Genomic DNA, 15,676 nt, shown 5'->3' on the forward strand with positions numbered 1-15,676 from the left:
AAGGAGGGGGCGAACGGCTTAGTGGTGCATTTCTACCGCTTTCGGCTCTGCCTGGGTTTCCGGAACCTGTCCAAAACGTCTGGCGTACAGCGCCGTGATGATCGGGACCAGAATCGCCGTCACAATCACGCTGGCGGCAACCAGGGCCGTGGCGGAAGCCGCCACTGGTTCAAAGGCCGGGTTAATCTGGGCGATAATCACCGGGTTAGCTACCGCAGCGCCTGCGGCCGACGAGGCGGCCACACCTGCGGTTCCGTTACCGCCCCCAATGACGCGGTCTGCAATAATTAGCGGAATACCCGTGATGACGATGACGGCAACACCCAGCACAATACCCAGCAGGCCGGTTTCCAGAATCACGTTCAGATTGATGGTATTGCCCAACGCGAAGCCGAAGAACGGGATCAGTACCGGGGTGGCTTTGCTGAAGAAATCGCGCAGATCGTGATCGAGGTTGCCTAGCGCAAAACCAATCAGGAACGGCAGGATCGCCCCGACAAAATGGTGGGGTTCAAAGGAGGCAAGGCCGGCAGAACCCAGAATCAGCATGGTCATCAGCGGACCCGACTCCAGGGACATCAGCACGAACGCGCCTGATTCTTCTTTGGTGCCATATTGATTCATCAGGCTGGCATAGAGACCGCCGTTGGTCATATCCATTGCTGAAACAATGGCCAGAACGGATAATCCGGCGAAGAATCCGGTCTGTATGCCATTCTCCGGAATGAACATCGCGCAGATCATGGCAACGACCCAGGCGACCGCAATTTTAGTAATGACCAGCGTCCCTGATTTACGTAATACCGTACCAGTTGCACGTAAATTAATAGATGCGCCGATGCAAAAGAACCAGACTGCCAGAATCGGCACCGTTCCGGTGATCATACCTTTTGTAAAACCGCCAAAATAAGCACCGGTATTCGGGGCCAGCGTATTTAATATCGCGCCAAGTACCAGCGGGACCAGCATCATCCCGCCCGGGATGCGTTCTATTGTTGCTTTAATCTTCATCATTAACCCTCACATCTCGCCCGCGTGGCTGGCGGAAATCTCAAAAAATAGATCAACAAATTCAAATGATTGCCTTTCTTGAAGACCAATCGATTCGTTACTTATGCTGTAAAGCGAAATTCAGGTGCTTAGCATTCCTTCATTTGAAAGCCGCTGGGATATTGTGTTCGGGTTTATCATGCGATCTTTGGAATTGCGATTCAATGAAAATAAAACACTGTTTTAGTTATCTGCGTCACATATTGAATGTAAACAGGAATGCCCGCTGTTAATAATTAAATTTTGTGTAAATTCGATGTGAAGAAATGTGATTGTTTTTTGTTTTAAGAGGAATAATAACGGGTGTTAAGATGTGCTTGATAAAGGGGGTGAGAATGACCTTATTTATCGTGAATTGACAAAACCTGAAGCCAACTTACGAACCGGAAAAATATATGTGAAGTTGATCACATATATAAACGCTGGTAGGGTAAAAAGGTCTTTAACTGCCCAGACAGGCGTCAACAGGTTCGGTTGTATTGCGGTAAAACGTCAATGTAAGTAAACCTGCTACGCTTGAATAAGGAGATTCGCATGGAGCGGATCTCTGGTTCACAGCTTGCAAATGCGCTGTGAAACGGACGGGGCTGAGTCTACGAGGAAAGCTATGCTTAGAAGGAAAAAAGTAAAACCCATCACGCTGCGCGATGTCACCATTATTGATGATGCGAAACTGCGCAAAGCGATTACGGCGGCCTCGCTCGGTAATGCGATGGAGTGGTTCGATTTTGGTGTCTACGGCTTTGTTGCCTATGCGCTTGGTAAAGTGTTCTTCCCCGGTGCCGATCCCAGCTTGCAGATGATTGCCGCGCTGGGTACGTTCTCTGTTCCCTTCCTTATTCGCCCTCTCGGTGGCCTGTTCTTCGGCATGCTGGGTGATAAATATGGTCGCCAGAAGATCCTGGCTATTACTATTGTCATCATGTCGATAAGTACATTCTGTATCGGCCTTATTCCGTCCTATGCGACCATTGGTATATGGGCACCGATCCTGCTGTTGATCTGTAAGATGGCGCAGGGCTTCTCCGTTGGCGGCGAATATACCGGTGCATCGATTTTTGTCGCCGAGTATTCTCCGGACCGAAAACGCGGCTTTATGGGCAGCTGGCTCGACTTTGGTTCGATTGCCGGGTTTGTCATGGGCGCGGGAGTTGTGGTTCTGATTTCAACCGTAGTGGGTGAAGAGAACTTCCTCGACTGGGGCTGGCGTATTCCGTTCTTCCTGGCGCTGCCGCTTGGCATCATCGGTCTTTACCTGCGTCACGCCCTGGAAGAGACGCCTGCGTTCCAGCAGCACGTTGAAAAGCTGGAGCAGGGCGACCGTGAAGGGTTGCAGGATGGCCCGAAAGTGTCGTTCAAGGAGATTGCGACCAAACACTGGCGCAGCCTGCTGACCTGTATCGGTCTGGTGATTTCCACCAACGTGACCTATTACATGCTGCTGACCTACATGCCGAGCTATCTGTCGCATAACCTGCACTACTCGGAAGACCACGGTGTGCTGATTATTATCGCCATCATGGTAGGCATGCTGTTTGTGCAGCCGATTATGGGCCTGCTGAGCGACCGCTTTGGTCGTAAGCCATTCATTATTCTCGGTAGCGTCGCGCTGTTCGCGCTGGCAATCCCGGCCTTTATTCTGATTAACAGCAATGTGCTGGGGCTGATTTTCGCCGGTCTGCTGATGCTGGCGGTGATCCTCAACTGCTTTATCGGGGTGATGGCTTCTACGCTACCGGCAATGTTCCCGACGCATATTCGCTACAGTGCGCTGGCGGCAGCCTTTAATATCTCCGTTCTGATTGCGGGCCTGACGCCGACGCTTGCTGCTTCACTGGTGGAGAGCACGCAGAACCTGATGATGCCTGCTTACTATCTGATGGTTATTGCGGTGATTGGCCTGATTACCGGTATTACTATGAAGGAGACGGCGAACCGTCCACTGAAAGGGGCAACGCCTGCGGCGTCCGATATTCAGGAAGCGAAGGAGATCCTGCGCGAGCACTACGATAACGTAGAGCAGAAGATTGAAGATATTGACGCAGAGATTGAAGAGCTTCAGAAAAAACGTTCTCGCCTGGTTGACCAGCATCCGCGAATTAACGAGTGATAAAAAACCCGCCGCTGGCGGGTTTTCTTTTATTAGCATCCTGCGGCGATATAGTCGCCGCTGACGCTGACGGGGATCACCGTCAGGAAGAGGATAGTTGCGAACAGTATCAGAACAACTCCTCCGGCTATTTTGACCATCGGCATTACCCAGTTCAGGGAAGTGCCGCCACTAAACCAGGCTACTGTGCGTTCACGCGCGTAACGTACTGCCAGCGACAGCCCCATAATCGACAGCGCCGTGCCCAGCGACATTGTCATCACAGCAGCAATTCCCCAGCTAATAATGCCGAGCGCATTCGAGAACATCAGGATCATAATTGCTCCGCTGCACGGGCGTGCGCCAATGGCCAGCACCACGCCCAGACGGGTTTTCCAGTCGCTTTTAGCCAGATCCACCCCTACGCCGTGATGGCCGCAGCCACAGTGTTCATTATGCTGATGATGCGGCTTGATGGCGCTAATCGCCATTTTGCGCGGACGCAGGCTGCTGAGCGCCTGATAAATGATAAACGCACCGAAGGCGGCAATCAGTAAGGCGCTGATTTTCTCGACGTACCAACGGCTGGTACTGATATCCCCTGCCGCGAGGTTCAATCCAACCGCCAGGATAAAGACAAAGAGGATCGCGCTGACGCCCTGCATCAGGCTACCGATAAACGGTACGACGCGCGCCGCGAGCTGGCTCTCTTTATTGGTGCTGAGATACGTGGCGACGATAAATTTGCCGTGTCCTGGTCCAACGGCATGGAGTACACCATAAAGAAACGCACCGGTTAACAACCACAGCCCACCGCTGTACTGATGATTATTAAGTTGCAGCAAATACATCACCAGATAACGGTGCAGGGTGATCTGAGCGGCGAGGCACCACTGAATAAATGCATTCCAGTGCGTATGCAGTGCGAAACCTGCCATAAGTAACACCAGCACGGCGAGCCCGGCGGTTGGGATACGCCAGTCACGTTGAAGTCGTTGTGTCGTCATCAGGTTGGTCTGCGAGAGGAATATTTGCCGCTAGTATAGTGTTCAATTAGCGGGATCGCACCGGGATCGTCAATGGATTGTGGATAACTCTGTGCGTAAAAGGGTATAAGGCGGGGTTTTGCTGGGGAATACAGCAGTCAGTCATTTTTTTGCAACTTTTCTGTTGCGGTCGCTCGGGAACTCCCTATAATGCGCCTCCATCGACACGGCGGATGTGAATCACTTCACAGACAACCCGGTCGGTTGAAGAGAAAAAATCCTGAAATAACGGGTTGACTCTGAAAGAGGAAAGCGTAATATACGCCACCTCGCGACAGAGCGCTGAAGCGCGTCGCAACTGCTCTTTAACAATTTATCAGACAATCTGTGTGGGCACTCAAAGTGACATGGATTCTTAATGTCCTCGGACACTAAATGAATACCAAGTCTCAACGAGTGAACACGTAATTCATTACGAAGTTTAATTCATTGAGCATCAAACTTTTAAATTGAAGAGTTTGATCATGGCTCAGATTGAACGCTGGCGGCAGGCCTAACACATGCAAGTCGAACGGTAACAGGAAGCAGCTTGCTGCTTCGCTGACGAGTGGCGGACGGGTGAGTAATGTCTGGGAAACTGCCTGATGGAGGGGGATAACTACTGGAAACGGTAGCTAATACCGCATAACGTCGCAAGACCAAAGAGGGGGACCTTCGGGCCTCTTGCCATCGGATGTGCCCAGATGGGATTAGCTAGTAGGTGGGGTAACGGCTCACCTAGGCGACGATCCCTAGCTGGTCTGAGAGGATGACCAGCCACACTGGAACTGAGACACGGTCCAGACTCCTACGGGAGGCAGCAGTGGGGAATATTGCACAATGGGCGCAAGCCTGATGCAGCCATGCCGCGTGTATGAAGAAGGCCTTCGGGTTGTAAAGTACTTTCAGCGGGGAGGAAGGCGACAGGGTTAATAACCCTGTCGATTGACGTTACCCGCAGAAGAAGCACCGGCTAACTCCGTGCCAGCAGCCGCGGTAATACGGAGGGTGCAAGCGTTAATCGGAATTACTGGGCGTAAAGCGCACGCAGGCGGTCTGTCAAGTCGGATGTGAAATCCCCGGGCTCAACCTGGGAACTGCATTCGAAACTGGCAGGCTAGAGTCTTGTAGAGGGGGGTAGAATTCCAGGTGTAGCGGTGAAATGCGTAGAGATCTGGAGGAATACCGGTGGCGAAGGCGGCCCCCTGGACAAAGACTGACGCTCAGGTGCGAAAGCGTGGGGAGCAAACAGGATTAGATACCCTGGTAGTCCACGCCGTAAACGATGTCGACTTGGAGGTTGTGCCCTTGAGGCGTGGCTTCCGGAGCTAACGCGTTAAGTCGACCGCCTGGGGAGTACGGCCGCAAGGTTAAAACTCAAATGAATTGACGGGGGCCCGCACAAGCGGTGGAGCATGTGGTTTAATTCGATGCAACGCGAAGAACCTTACCTACTCTTGACATCCAGAGAACTTAGCAGAGATGCTTTGGTGCCTTCGGGAACTCTGAGACAGGTGCTGCATGGCTGTCGTCAGCTCGTGTTGTGAAATGTTGGGTTAAGTCCCGCAACGAGCGCAACCCTTATCCTTTGTTGCCAGCGGTCCGGCCGGGAACTCAAAGGAGACTGCCAGTGATAAACTGGAGGAAGGTGGGGATGACGTCAAGTCATCATGGCCCTTACGAGTAGGGCTACACACGTGCTACAATGGCGCATACAAAGAGAAGCGACCTCGCGAGAGCAAGCGGACCTCATAAAGTGCGTCGTAGTCCGGATTGGAGTCTGCAACTCGACTCCATGAAGTCGGAATCGCTAGTAATCGTGGATCAGAATGCCACGGTGAATACGTTCCCGGGCCTTGTACACACCGCCCGTCACACCATGGGAGTGGGTTGCAAAAGAAGTAGGTAGCTTAACCTTCGGGAGGGCGCTTACCACTTTGTGATTCATGACTGGGGTGAAGTCGTAACAAGGTAACCGTAGGGGAACCTGCGGTTGGATCACCTCCTTACCTTAAAGAACCTGCCTTTGTAGTGCTCACACAGATTGTCTGATGAAAAGTAAATAGCAAGGCGTCTTGCGATTGAGACTGTACGTCCCCTTCGTCTAGAGGCCCAGGACACCGCCCTTTCACGGCGGTAACAGGGGTTCGAATCCCCTAGGGGACGCCACTTGCTGGTTCGTGAGTGAAAGTCACCTGCCGTCATATCTCAAAACTGACTTGCGAGTCATGTTTGAGATATTTGCTCTTTAAAAATCTGGATCAAGCTGAAAATTGAAACGACACACAGCTCATGTGTGTTCGAGTCTCTCAAATTTTCGCAATCATGAAGTGAAACATCTTCGGGTTGTGAGGTTAAGCGACTAAGCGTACACGGTGGATGCCCTGGCAGTCAGAGGCGATGAAGGACGTGCTAATCTGCGAAAAGCGCCGGCGAGGTGATATGAACCTTTGACCCGGCGATGTCCGAATGGGGAAACCCAGTGCAATCCGTTGCACTATCGTTAACTGAATACATAGGTTAACGAGGCGAACCGGGGGAACTGAAACATCTAAGTACCCCGAGGAAAAGAAATCAACCGAGATTCCCCCAGTAGCGGCGAGCGAACGGGGAGCAGCCCGGAGTCTGAATCAGCTTGTGTGTTAGTGGAACGGTCTGGAAAGTCCGACGGTACAGGGTGATAGTCCCGTACACGAAAGCACACTTGCTGTGAACTCGAAGAGTAGGGCGGGACACGTGGTATCCTGTCTGAATATGGGGGGACCATCCTCCAAGGCTAAATACTCCTGACTGACCGATAGTGAACCAGTACCGTGAGGGAAAGGCGAAAAGAACCCCGGCGAGGGGAGTGAAAAAGAACCTGAAACCGTGTACGTACAAGCAGTGGGAGCCTCTTTATGGGGTGACTGCGTACCTTTTGTATAATGGGTCAGCGACTTATATTCTGTAGCAAGGTTAACCGTATAGGGGAGCCGAAGGGAAACCGAGTCTTAACTGGGCGTTAAGTTGCAGGGTATAGACCCGAAACCCGGTGATCTAGCCATGGGCAGGTTGAAGGTTGGGTAACACTAACTGGAGGACCGAACCGACTAATGTTGAAAAATTAGCGGATGACCTGTGGCTGGGGGTGAAAGGCCAATCAAACCGGGAGATAGCTGGTTCTCCCCGAAAGCTATTTAGGTAGCGCCTCGTGAATTCATCTTCGGGGGTAGAGCACTGTTTCGGCTAGGGGGCCATCCCGGCTTACCAACCCGATGCAAACTACGAATACCGAAGAATGTTATCACGGGAGACACACGGCGGGTGCTAACGTCCGTCGTGAAGAGGGAAACAACCCAGACCGCCAGCTAAGGTCCCAAAGTCATGGTTAAGTGGGAAACGATGTGGGAAGGCACAGACAGCCAGGATGTTGGCTTAGAAGCAGCCATCATTTAAAGAAAGCGTAATAGCTCACTGGTCGAGTCGGCCTGCGCGGAAGATGTAACGGGGCTAAACCATGCACCGAAGCTGCGGCAGCGACACTATGTGTTGTTGGGTAGGGGAGCGTTCTGTAAGCCGTTGAAGGTGTGCTGTGAGGCATGCTGGAGGTATCAGAAGTGCGAATGCTGACATAAGTAACGATAAAGCGGGTGAAAAGCCCGCTCGCCGGAAGACCAAGGGTTCCTGTCCAACGTTAATCGGGGCAGGGTGAGTCGACCCCTAAGGCGAGGCCGAAAGGCGTAGTCGATGGGAAACAGGTTAATATTCCTGTACTTGGTGTTACTGCGAAGGGGGGACGGAGAAGGCTATGTCAGCCGGGCGACGGTTGTCCCGGTTTAAGCATGTAGGCGGAGGTTCCAGGTAAATCCGGTACCTTGTTAACGCTGAGGTGTGATGACGAGGCACTACGGTGCTGAAGTGATAAATGCCCTGCTTCCAGGAAAAGCCTCTAAGCATCAGGTAACACGAAATCGTACCCCAAACCGACACAGGTGGTCAGGTAGAGAATACCAAGGCGCTTGAGAGAACTCGGGTGAAGGAACTAGGCAAAATGGTGCCGTAACTTCGGGAGAAGGCACGCTGATAGGTAGGTGAAGTCCCTGCGGACGGAGCTGAAATCAGTCGAAGATACCAGCTGGCTGCAACTGTTTATTAAAAACACAGCACTGTGCAAACACGAAAGTGGACGTATACGGTGTGACGCCTGCCCGGTGCCGGAAGGTTAATTGATGGGGTTAGCGGCAACGCGAAGCTCTTGATCGAAGCCCCGGTAAACGGCGGCCGTAACTATAACGGTCCTAAGGTAGCGAAATTCCTTGTCGGGTAAGTTCCGACCTGCACGAATGGCGTAATGATGGCCAGGCTGTCTCCACCCGAGACTCAGTGAAATTGAACTCGCTGTGAAGATGCAGTGTACCCGCGGCAAGACGGAAAGACCCCGTGAACCTTTACTATAGCTTGACACTGAACACTGGTCCTTGATGTGTAGGATAGGTGGGAGGCTTTGAAGCGTGGACGCCAGTCTGCGTGGAGCCAACCTTGAAATACCACCCTTTAATGGCTGGTGTTCTAACGTAGACCCGTAATCCGGGTTGCGGACAGTGTCTGGTGGGTAGTTTGACTGGGGCGGTCTCCTCCCAAAGAGTAACGGAGGAGCACGAAGGTTGGCTAATCCTGGTCGGACATCAGGAGGTTAGTGCAATGGCATAAGCCAGCTTGACTGCGAGCGTGACGGCGCGAGCAGGTGCGAAAGCAGGTCATAGTGATCCGGTGGTTCTGAATGGAAGGGCCATCGCTCAACGGATAAAAGGTACTCCGGGGATAACAGGCTGATACCGCCCAAGAGTTCATATCGACGGCGGTGTTTGGCACCTCGATGTCGGCTCATCACATCCTGGGGCTGAAGTAGGTCCCAAGGGTATGGCTGTTCGCCATTTAAAGTGGTACGCGAGCTGGGTTTAGAACGTCGTGAGACAGTTCGGTCCCTATCTGCCGTGGGCGCTGGAGAATTGAGGGGGGCTGCTCCTAGTACGAGAGGACCGGAGTGGACGCATCACTGGTGTTCGGGTTGTCATGCCAATGGCACTGCCCGGTAGCTAAATGCGGAAGAGATAAGTGCTGAAAGCATCTAAGCACGAAACTTGCCCCGAGATGAGTTCTCCCTGAGACTTTAAGTCTCCTGAAGGAACGTTGAAGACGACGACGTTGATAGGTCGGGTGTGTAAGCGCAGCGATGCGTTGAGCTAACCGATACTAATGAACCGTGAGGCTTAACCTTACAACGCCGAAGCTGTTTTGGCGAAGAGACAGACACGATTTTCAGCCTGATACAGATTAACAGAATTTGCCTGGCGGCTTTAGCGCGGTGGTCCCACCTGACCCCATGCCGAACTCAGAAGTGAAACGCCGTAGCGCCGATGGTAGTGTGGGGTCTCCCCATGTGAGAGTAGGGAACTGCCAGGCATCAAACAGAAAGAACCCCGTACCGGAAGGTGCGGGGTTTTTTGCTTTGTGCGCGGAAAAACATGCCGGATGGCGGCTTCCCCTTATCTGGCATGCGGGTTTTGTAGGCCCGGTAAGCGCAGCGCCACCGGGCAATGCCGGCCGCACGACCTCATCGGGAAGAGATACAGGAATAAATTTAAGGTAAGGTTTTAATAAGCGCAGAAAAGCAAAAACCCAGCCATAGGCTGGGTTCTTTAAATAGTGGTGCCCGGACTCGGAATCGAACCAAGGACACGGGGATTTTCAATCCCCTGCTCTACCGACTGAGCTATCCGGGCAACGGAGCGCATTAAACCGCAATCGCGCGCGATCGTCAACATTATTTCGGGAAAAGCTGTTCAACTGCTTAAGTTTGCGGCAATCTGTCCGTTTGTGCGCTGAAAGTGCACAAATCTTCCAGACAGTTCAGGCAAGATGTGACAATGCTGACGGTAAGAGGAGGGCAGTATGGCAAACGACTGGCTTGAGCTGCGTCAGCATGCAGAAACAGGTATTGAGACAATCAAGGCGCATTTCGAAGGACACGCCTTTGATCCCCACTGGCATGATAGCTATCTGGTCGGAATAACCCTTTCCGGTACGCAGCAGTTCCACTGTCGCCGTGAACGCCACCGTAGCCAGCCGGGCGATGCTTTTTTACTTGAGCCTGGTGAAATACATGACGGTGATGCACCGGTAGAGGGTGGCTTTACTTATCTGACCTTTTATCTGGATGAACACTGGCTCACCCGTACGCTTCAAGGGCTGTATGACTCTACTCCCGGGAGTTACACCCTCCACTTTGCCCAAACGCTGACGCGAGAGCCTCAGCTGGTGCGCGCTATCGGTGATACATTTGCCTCGCTGCATAACGATGAGATGAAGATCGTACAACAGAGCACAATGGATAACCTGCTCACTAAGATTACAGCCCACTGCCACTGGCGGAAGAAACTCCCGTCGCAGTTACAAAGCTCCGCTGTGGCGCAGCGTGCCCGCGACTATCTCTATGCGCATATCGGCGAGAACGTGGGGCTGTCAGACCTTGCGCGGGAGACGGGGACGGATCGCTTTACGCTCACCCGCTGCTTTAAGCGCGAATTTCACCTTGCGCCGCACGCCTGGCTTATCCAGCTGCGCCTGGCAAAGGCCCGACAGATGCTGGCGTATGGGGAACTACCTGTTGATGTTGCGACGGCAGTAGGTTTTGCCGATCAAAGCCATCTTGGTCGCTGGTTCCAGCGGGCGTACCGTATTTCTCCGGCACACTACCGTCGGTTGTGCACAAACCTTCCAGACGTTTCCAGAAAATAACGGCACATTCATGGCTCTACTAAAAGGAGCCACCTGTGAATTTAATACCCTTCCTGCTGTTTGCATTTGTCGCCTCGATTACACCGGGGCCAACCAATATTTTGGTACTGGCTAACAGTCAGCACTTTGGCGTAAAAAATACGATTCCTGCGATCCTGGGCGGGTGTATTGCCGCCAGCGCTATTGTTCTGGTTTCAGGCGCTGGGGCAGGAGAAGTGTTACGCCAGTATCCGCTGATACGTCAGGTGATGAGCTGGGCGGGCGTGCTGTGGCTTTCCTGGATGAGCTGGCAGCTGTTTAGCGCCCCGGCCGCGAATCTCTCCTCCAGGCGTCATGTTCGATTTACCGCGCGGGCGGCGGCGTTATTACAGGTTGTAAACCCAAAAACCTGGATGATGGCGCTGGCCGTCGTCAGCCTGTTTGCTCCGGCAAGCGACCATGCATTACGGGATATTTCGCTGATGGCGCTATGGTTTCTGGCGATCTCAGTGGTCTGTTTGTTGTGCTGGGCGTGGCTGGGGAAGGCGGTGAACCGGATTTTCCGCACCACCGTGGCGATGGTGCGATTTCAACGTGCAATGGCGCTGTGTTTGTTTATTTCCGCCTGGACGGGAATGCTGGCTTAGGTCAGTGCACCACCCATACGGCACTGCGCAAACCGCAAAATATCTTCCGCCAGACGGTGCGCCGTATCCACATCCGCCTGGCTACGGTTCACCAGCATGCGGCTCAGGCAACCTTCCAGCACCAGCTCCATCTGCTTCGCGACCATTGCCGGATCATCCACTTCAAGTGTGGTCAGCAGCTCGTGTGTGAACTCGTGCGCGGCTCGTTTTTGCTGATCTGCCAGCTGATGGATGGGGTGTCCGGGATCGGGGAAGTAGGTGCAGGCGGCGATAAACAGACAGCCTGGGTAACGGTTGTTGGTGACACACTCCGTCAGTGCGGTATAGCGTGCCAGCAGCTTTTGCTCGGTGGTCAGCTCTTCATTCAGCATCAGTTGCCTGCGCCAGATATCCACCTGCTGGCTGAGATAGCGCAGGGCATCATACAGCAGCGCCTCTTTATCCGGCCAGAAGCGCTTAAGTTCATCCAGAGGGTAATCGATACGGTCGGCTACCATCTCAAGCGTGGTGCTGGCGATCCCTTGAATCTCAAGTAATTGCAGGGCTTGTCCCAGTACGTCTTCGCGTTGCACGGTTATCTCCTCCGCTATTCCCAACGGTTTGTCCCGTCTAAAGTGTTGTTTACGGTTGGCGATTGCGCAAATGCGCGTTGAATGCCGTCGCGTCCATAAACCCGGTTACACGCTGCGTCAGCTGTTCTTCCCCCTGTTCATTGAAGAACAGGATGGTAGGCAGCCCGAGCACGTTAAGTTGCTTCAGCAGAGCCTTATCCTGCGCGCTGTTGGCGGTAACGTTCGCCTGGAGCAGAACGGTATCGCTCAGCGCATGTTGTACCTGCGGATCGCTGAAGGTGTATTTTTCAAACTCTTTGCAGGCCACGCACCAGTCGGCATAGAGATCGAGCATGACCGGTTTGCCTTTCGCCTGCACCAGGGCGCGGTTAAGATCGTCCACGTTTTTAATCTGTATAAAATTCAAATGAGCCTGCGTCTGATCTGTCGGGGTGCCAAACGCCCAGTCCTGTAGCGGACGGACGCTCACCAGCGCGGCCGCCAGCAGAAGGATCTGTAGCAGGCGCATCCACGGTTTCTTCACACCCAGACTCACGATAAATGCCCAGCTGAAGAAGGCCACGCCGAGCATAGCCCACAGACGCGTACCCCACACATCACCGATGATGCGTTCCAGCAGGAATACCGGTAGCGCCAGAATGACAAAACCAAACGCGGTTTTCACCGTCTCCATCCACGGGCCGCTCTTCGGCAGCAGACGATTGCCAAATACCGTCACAAGGATCAGCGGCAGACCCATGCCGAGCGCGTAAAGGTACAGCGTGCCGCCGCCGAGCCAAAGGTTGCCGCTCTGGGCAATGTATAACAGGATGGCGCTCAGCGGCGCGGTGGTGCAGGGTGAGCAAATCAGCCCGGCGATGGCACCCATGGCGAACACGCCGCCCGCAGAGCCCCCCTGCTGACGGTTGCTCATTAGCGTCAGACGGGTTTGCAGGGAAGAGGGCAGTTGCAGAGTGAACAGGCCAAACATCGACAGCGCCAGCAGAATAAACACTGCTGACAGTCCGATAAGCACATAGGGGTGCTGAAGGGCGGCCTGGAACTGCAACCCGGCAGCGGCGACCACGAGGCCGAGCGCCGTATAGGTTAACGCCATGCCCTGCACATAGATAAAGGCCAGCAACAGCGCGCGGGCGGTGGAAAGGCGTTGCTTACCGCCCAGCACGATGCCAGAGATAAGCGGGTACATAGGCAGTACGCAGGGCGTAAAGGCGATGCCGATACCAATCAATAACGCCCAAAGCGCTGAGAACGGAAGGTCTGAAGCGGCTTCGCCTTCACCCCTCACACTGGCCATTTCCCCTGAGGGGAGAGGGGAGGCCGCCGCTTTCACTTCGCTAAGCGGAACGACCTTTGTTTCAGGGGGATAGCAGAAGCCCGCATCGGCGCAGCCCTGATACGTCACCGTCAGGGTAGCGCCTTTATCCGCCTGATTCACCGTGACGGGCACGCTTAAGCGCTGGCGATAAATTTCACTTTTACCGTAGAACTCGTCCTCGTGCCATTCGCCAGCGGGCATCTGCAATGCGCCGACGTCAGCCTTTGCCGGCGTGATGCTGACCTGCTTGCGATAGAGGTAATAACCCTCTTTCACCTGCCAGGTGAGGCTGAGATCGTGCTGGTTTTGCTGAAAGTCGAAAACGAATGCCTGGTCGGCAGGAATAAAGTTCGAACGGCCGGGCGCGTCAAACAACCCGGCAAAAACTGACGTGCTGCACAGCAGCAGGATCAGCGTAAAGAAGCGTTGAGCCATGAGAGATAATCGTTATCGCCGTGGACCACTGGCAGCACCAGCAGCTCCGGGGTTTGGTAAGGATGATGAGACTTGAGGCAGTCGAGGAGCGCCTGCTGGTTGGTCAGATTGGTTTTGAGCAACATCTGGACTTCGTACTCTTGCTCCAGCTTGCCTTCCCAGTAATAAAGGGAGGTGGCGCCGGGAAGTAGCGTGACGCAGGCAGCCAGTTTTTCGGCCAGCACTTTGGCGGCGAGATCCTGGGCAGAAGCTTCATCAGGGGCGGTACACAGTACAACAACAGCATCAGGCGTGTTCACAAGTCGACCTCCTCATCACGAAAGTCTTCACTATATCACGCCATGTGATTGGTCATTAATGAAACGGGCCGCAGCGCGGCCCGTTTTTAACTATTTTTACAACGGCTAACCGTTTACAGCACAATGCCGCCGATGATAAAGCCGAGGACCACGCAGAGCGTAATCGCCACCACGCCCGGGATGAGGAACGCGTGGTTAAACACGTATTTACCGATACGGGTCGAGCCGGTGTCATCCATCTCAACCGCGGCCAGCAGGGTTGGGTAGGTTGGCAGCACGAACAGGGCGGAAACCGCCGCGAAAGAGGCAATCGCCGTCAGCGGCGTCACGCCCAGCATCAGTGCCGCAGGCATTAGCGCTTTGGTGGTCGCAGCCTGGGAGTACAGCAGCGTTGCGGCAAAGAACAGCACCACCGCCAGTAGCCACGGATAGTTGTGCAGCAGGTCGCCTGCAACTGTCTGGATATCGCTGATGTGCGCTTTCACGAAGGTGTCACCGAGCCACGCCACACCCAGCACGCACACGCAGGCGCTCATACCGGATTTGAAGGTGCTGGCGTTCAGCACTTCGCTGGTGTCGATTTTACAGGTGATACTGATCAGCGTCGCGATGGTCAGCATAAATACCACAATCGCTTCGTTACGCGGCAGAACCGGGTTCTGGATCAGACCTACCGTATCGCTGATGGCGGTCGCGTAGAACATCACGGCGACGATACCAATCAGGAACAGCAGCACGGAGCGTTTTGCATGCGGCTTCAGCTCAAAGACCTGGCTACCGCGCAGGCTCACTTCACCTTTTGCCAGACGCTCCTGGTAAACCGGATCGTCTTTCAGCTCGGCGCCGAGGAAGTTACACAGCACGGCAGTGATCATTACCGCAATCAGCGTGACCGGAATACAGATCGCCAGCAGCGTCAGATAACTTACGCCCATCGGCTCGAGAATACCCGCGAAAAAGACCACTGCCGCAGAAATGGGCGAGGCGGTGATCGCAATCTGGGAGGCGACTACAGCAATAGAAAGAGGGCGAGACGGGCGAATACCCTGCTCTTTCGCCACTTCGGTGATGACCGGCAGCGTGGAGAAAGCGGTATGGCCAGTACCGGCGAGAATGGTCATAAACCAGGTCACCAGTGGGGCAAGGAAGGTGATGTATTTTGGATGACGACGCAGCATACGCTCCGCCAGGCTCACCAGGTAGTCCATACCGCCAGCGACCTGCATGGCCGCAATGGCAGCGATAACCGCCATGATGATTTCGATAACGTCAAAAGGGATTGCGCCGGGTTTAATCTGAAAGATCAGGGTAAGTACGAGCACGCCGAGACCGCCGGCAAAGCCGATGCCGATACCCCCGAGTCGTGCGCCCAAATAAATCGCCAACAGGACGATGACGAGTTCTGCTCCAAACATAAAGACCTGCCTTGCTTATTAACAAGTTGATATTGAATTGTTGTGTTTTGGTAACGGCCATAAAGAAAAA

9 protein-coding genes, 2 tRNA genes and 3 rRNA genes are annotated in these 15,676 nt (G+C 53.9%); 7 read left to right on the plus strand and 7 right to left on the minus strand.

The window, feature by feature from the left end:
• Nucleotides 1-18: 18 nt before the first annotated feature.
• Nucleotides 19-1,011: a 2-keto-3-deoxygluconate transporter gene (gene kdgT, locus ACQG03_RS01825; RefSeq protein ID WP_022646792.1), complete on the minus strand. Its 993-nt coding sequence runs from the start codon at nt 1,009-1,011 to the stop codon at nt 19-21.
• A 646-nt stretch (nt 1,012-1,657) separates the two neighbouring features.
• Between kdgT and proP the strand changes: the two genes are divergently transcribed.
• A complete protein-coding gene (gene proP, locus ACQG03_RS01830; protein WP_022646793.1) occupies nt 1,658-3,160 on the plus strand; it encodes a glycine betaine/L-proline transporter ProP in 1,503 nt (500 codons plus the stop codon).
• A gap of 32 nt (nt 3,161-3,192) precedes the next feature.
• On the opposite strand, the gene ACQG03_RS01835 is transcribed toward proP, so the two are convergent.
• The gene (locus ACQG03_RS01835; protein ID WP_063163958.1) at nt 3,193-4,146 is read right to left on the minus strand and encodes a nickel/cobalt transporter; all 954 of its coding nucleotides are present in this window, start codon (nt 4,144-4,146) and stop codon (nt 3,193-3,195) included.
• A gap of 485 nt (nt 4,147-4,631) precedes the next feature.
• Here ACQG03_RS01835 and ACQG03_RS01840 point away from each other — a divergent pair.
• From ACQG03_RS01840 to rrf, 4 genes are all read left to right on the plus strand, one after another.
• Nucleotides 4,632-6,173 (plus strand): 16S ribosomal RNA (locus tag ACQG03_RS01840).
• An 84-nt stretch (nt 6,174-6,257) separates the two neighbouring features.
• Nucleotides 6,258-6,333 (plus strand) — tRNA-Glu (locus ACQG03_RS01845).
• A gap of 183 nt (nt 6,334-6,516) precedes the next feature.
• A 23S ribosomal RNA gene (locus tag ACQG03_RS01850) occupies nt 6,517-9,421 on the plus strand.
• 69 nt (nt 9,422-9,490) lie between these two features.
• A 5S ribosomal RNA gene (gene rrf / locus ACQG03_RS01855) occupies nt 9,491-9,606 on the plus strand.
• The 16S, 23S and 5S rRNA genes sit together here with 1 tRNA gene alongside, the layout of an rRNA operon.
• A 244-nt stretch (nt 9,607-9,850) precedes the next feature.
• Here rrf and ACQG03_RS01860 read toward each other — a convergent pair.
• A tRNA-Phe gene (locus ACQG03_RS01860) sits at nt 9,851-9,926 on the minus strand.
• Between the two features lie 169 nt (nt 9,927-10,095).
• Here ACQG03_RS01860 and ACQG03_RS01865 point away from each other — a divergent pair.
• Nucleotides 10,096-10,941 (plus strand): AraC family transcriptional regulator, encoded by an 846-nt coding sequence (locus ACQG03_RS01865; RefSeq protein ID WP_063163231.1) that lies wholly within the window; start codon nt 10,096-10,098, stop codon nt 10,939-10,941.
• A gap of 35 nt (nt 10,942-10,976) precedes the next feature.
• The gene (locus ACQG03_RS01870; protein ID WP_023299118.1) at nt 10,977-11,567 is read left to right on the plus strand and encodes a LysE family translocator; all 591 of its coding nucleotides are present in this window, start codon (nt 10,977-10,979) and stop codon (nt 11,565-11,567) included.
• On the opposite strand, the gene ACQG03_RS01875 is transcribed toward ACQG03_RS01870, so the two are convergent.
• The 4 genes from ACQG03_RS01875 to ACQG03_RS01890 form a co-directional block, all read right to left on the minus strand.
• Nucleotides 11,564-12,139: a transcriptional regulator gene (locus ACQG03_RS01875; RefSeq protein ID WP_022646797.1), complete on the minus strand. Its 576-nt coding sequence runs from the start codon at nt 12,137-12,139 to the stop codon at nt 11,564-11,566. The two genes, ACQG03_RS01870 and ACQG03_RS01875, sit on opposite strands and share 4 nt — an antisense overlap.
• 49 nt (nt 12,140-12,188) lie before the next feature.
• On the minus strand, nt 12,189-13,892 hold the full coding sequence (locus ACQG03_RS01880; RefSeq protein WP_063163230.1) for a protein-disulfide reductase DsbD: 1,704 nt from the start codon (nt 13,890-13,892) through the stop codon (nt 12,189-12,191).
• A complete protein-coding gene (gene cutA / locus ACQG03_RS01885) occupies nt 13,868-14,191 on the minus strand; it encodes a divalent cation tolerance protein CutA (RefSeq protein ID WP_003855908.1) in 324 nt (107 codons plus the stop codon). The genes ACQG03_RS01880 and cutA overlap by 25 nt, the downstream gene beginning before the upstream one ends.
• A gap of 113 nt (nt 14,192-14,304) precedes the next feature.
• Nucleotides 14,305-15,606: an anaerobic C4-dicarboxylate transporter gene (locus tag ACQG03_RS01890; RefSeq protein ID WP_008502949.1), complete on the minus strand. Its 1,302-nt coding sequence runs from the start codon at nt 15,604-15,606 to the stop codon at nt 14,305-14,307.
• Between the last annotated feature and the right edge of the window lie 70 nt (nt 15,607-15,676).

This window comes from Enterobacter cloacae complex sp. 342H5 (genome assembly GCF_050030905.1).
Lineage (GTDB): Bacteria > Pseudomonadota > Gammaproteobacteria > Enterobacterales > Enterobacteriaceae > Enterobacter > Enterobacter intestinihominis.

What these genes read in the sequence shown, in the direction of transcription:
- ACQG03_RS01880 (WP_063163230.1), bottom strand. Translation starts at nt 13,892, where the DNA reads ATGGCTCAACGCTTCTTTACGCTGATCCTGCTGCTGTGCAGCACGTCA.
- kdgT (WP_022646792.1), bottom strand. Translation starts at nt 1,011, where the DNA reads ATGAAGATTAAAGCAACAATAGAACGCATCCCGGGCGGGATGATGCTG.
- ACQG03_RS01890 (WP_008502949.1), bottom strand. Translation starts at nt 15,606, where the DNA reads ATGTTTGGAGCAGAACTCGTCATCGTCCTGTTGGCGATTTATTTGGGC.
- proP (WP_022646793.1), top strand. Translation starts at nt 1,658, where the DNA reads ATGCTTAGAAGGAAAAAAGTAAAACCCATCACGCTGCGCGATGTCACC.
- ACQG03_RS01865 (WP_063163231.1), top strand. Translation starts at nt 10,096, where the DNA reads ATGGCAAACGACTGGCTTGAGCTGCGTCAGCATGCAGAAACAGGTATT.
- ACQG03_RS01835 (WP_063163958.1), bottom strand. Translation starts at nt 4,146, where the DNA reads ATGACGACACAACGACTTCAACGTGACTGGCGTATCCCAACCGCCGGG.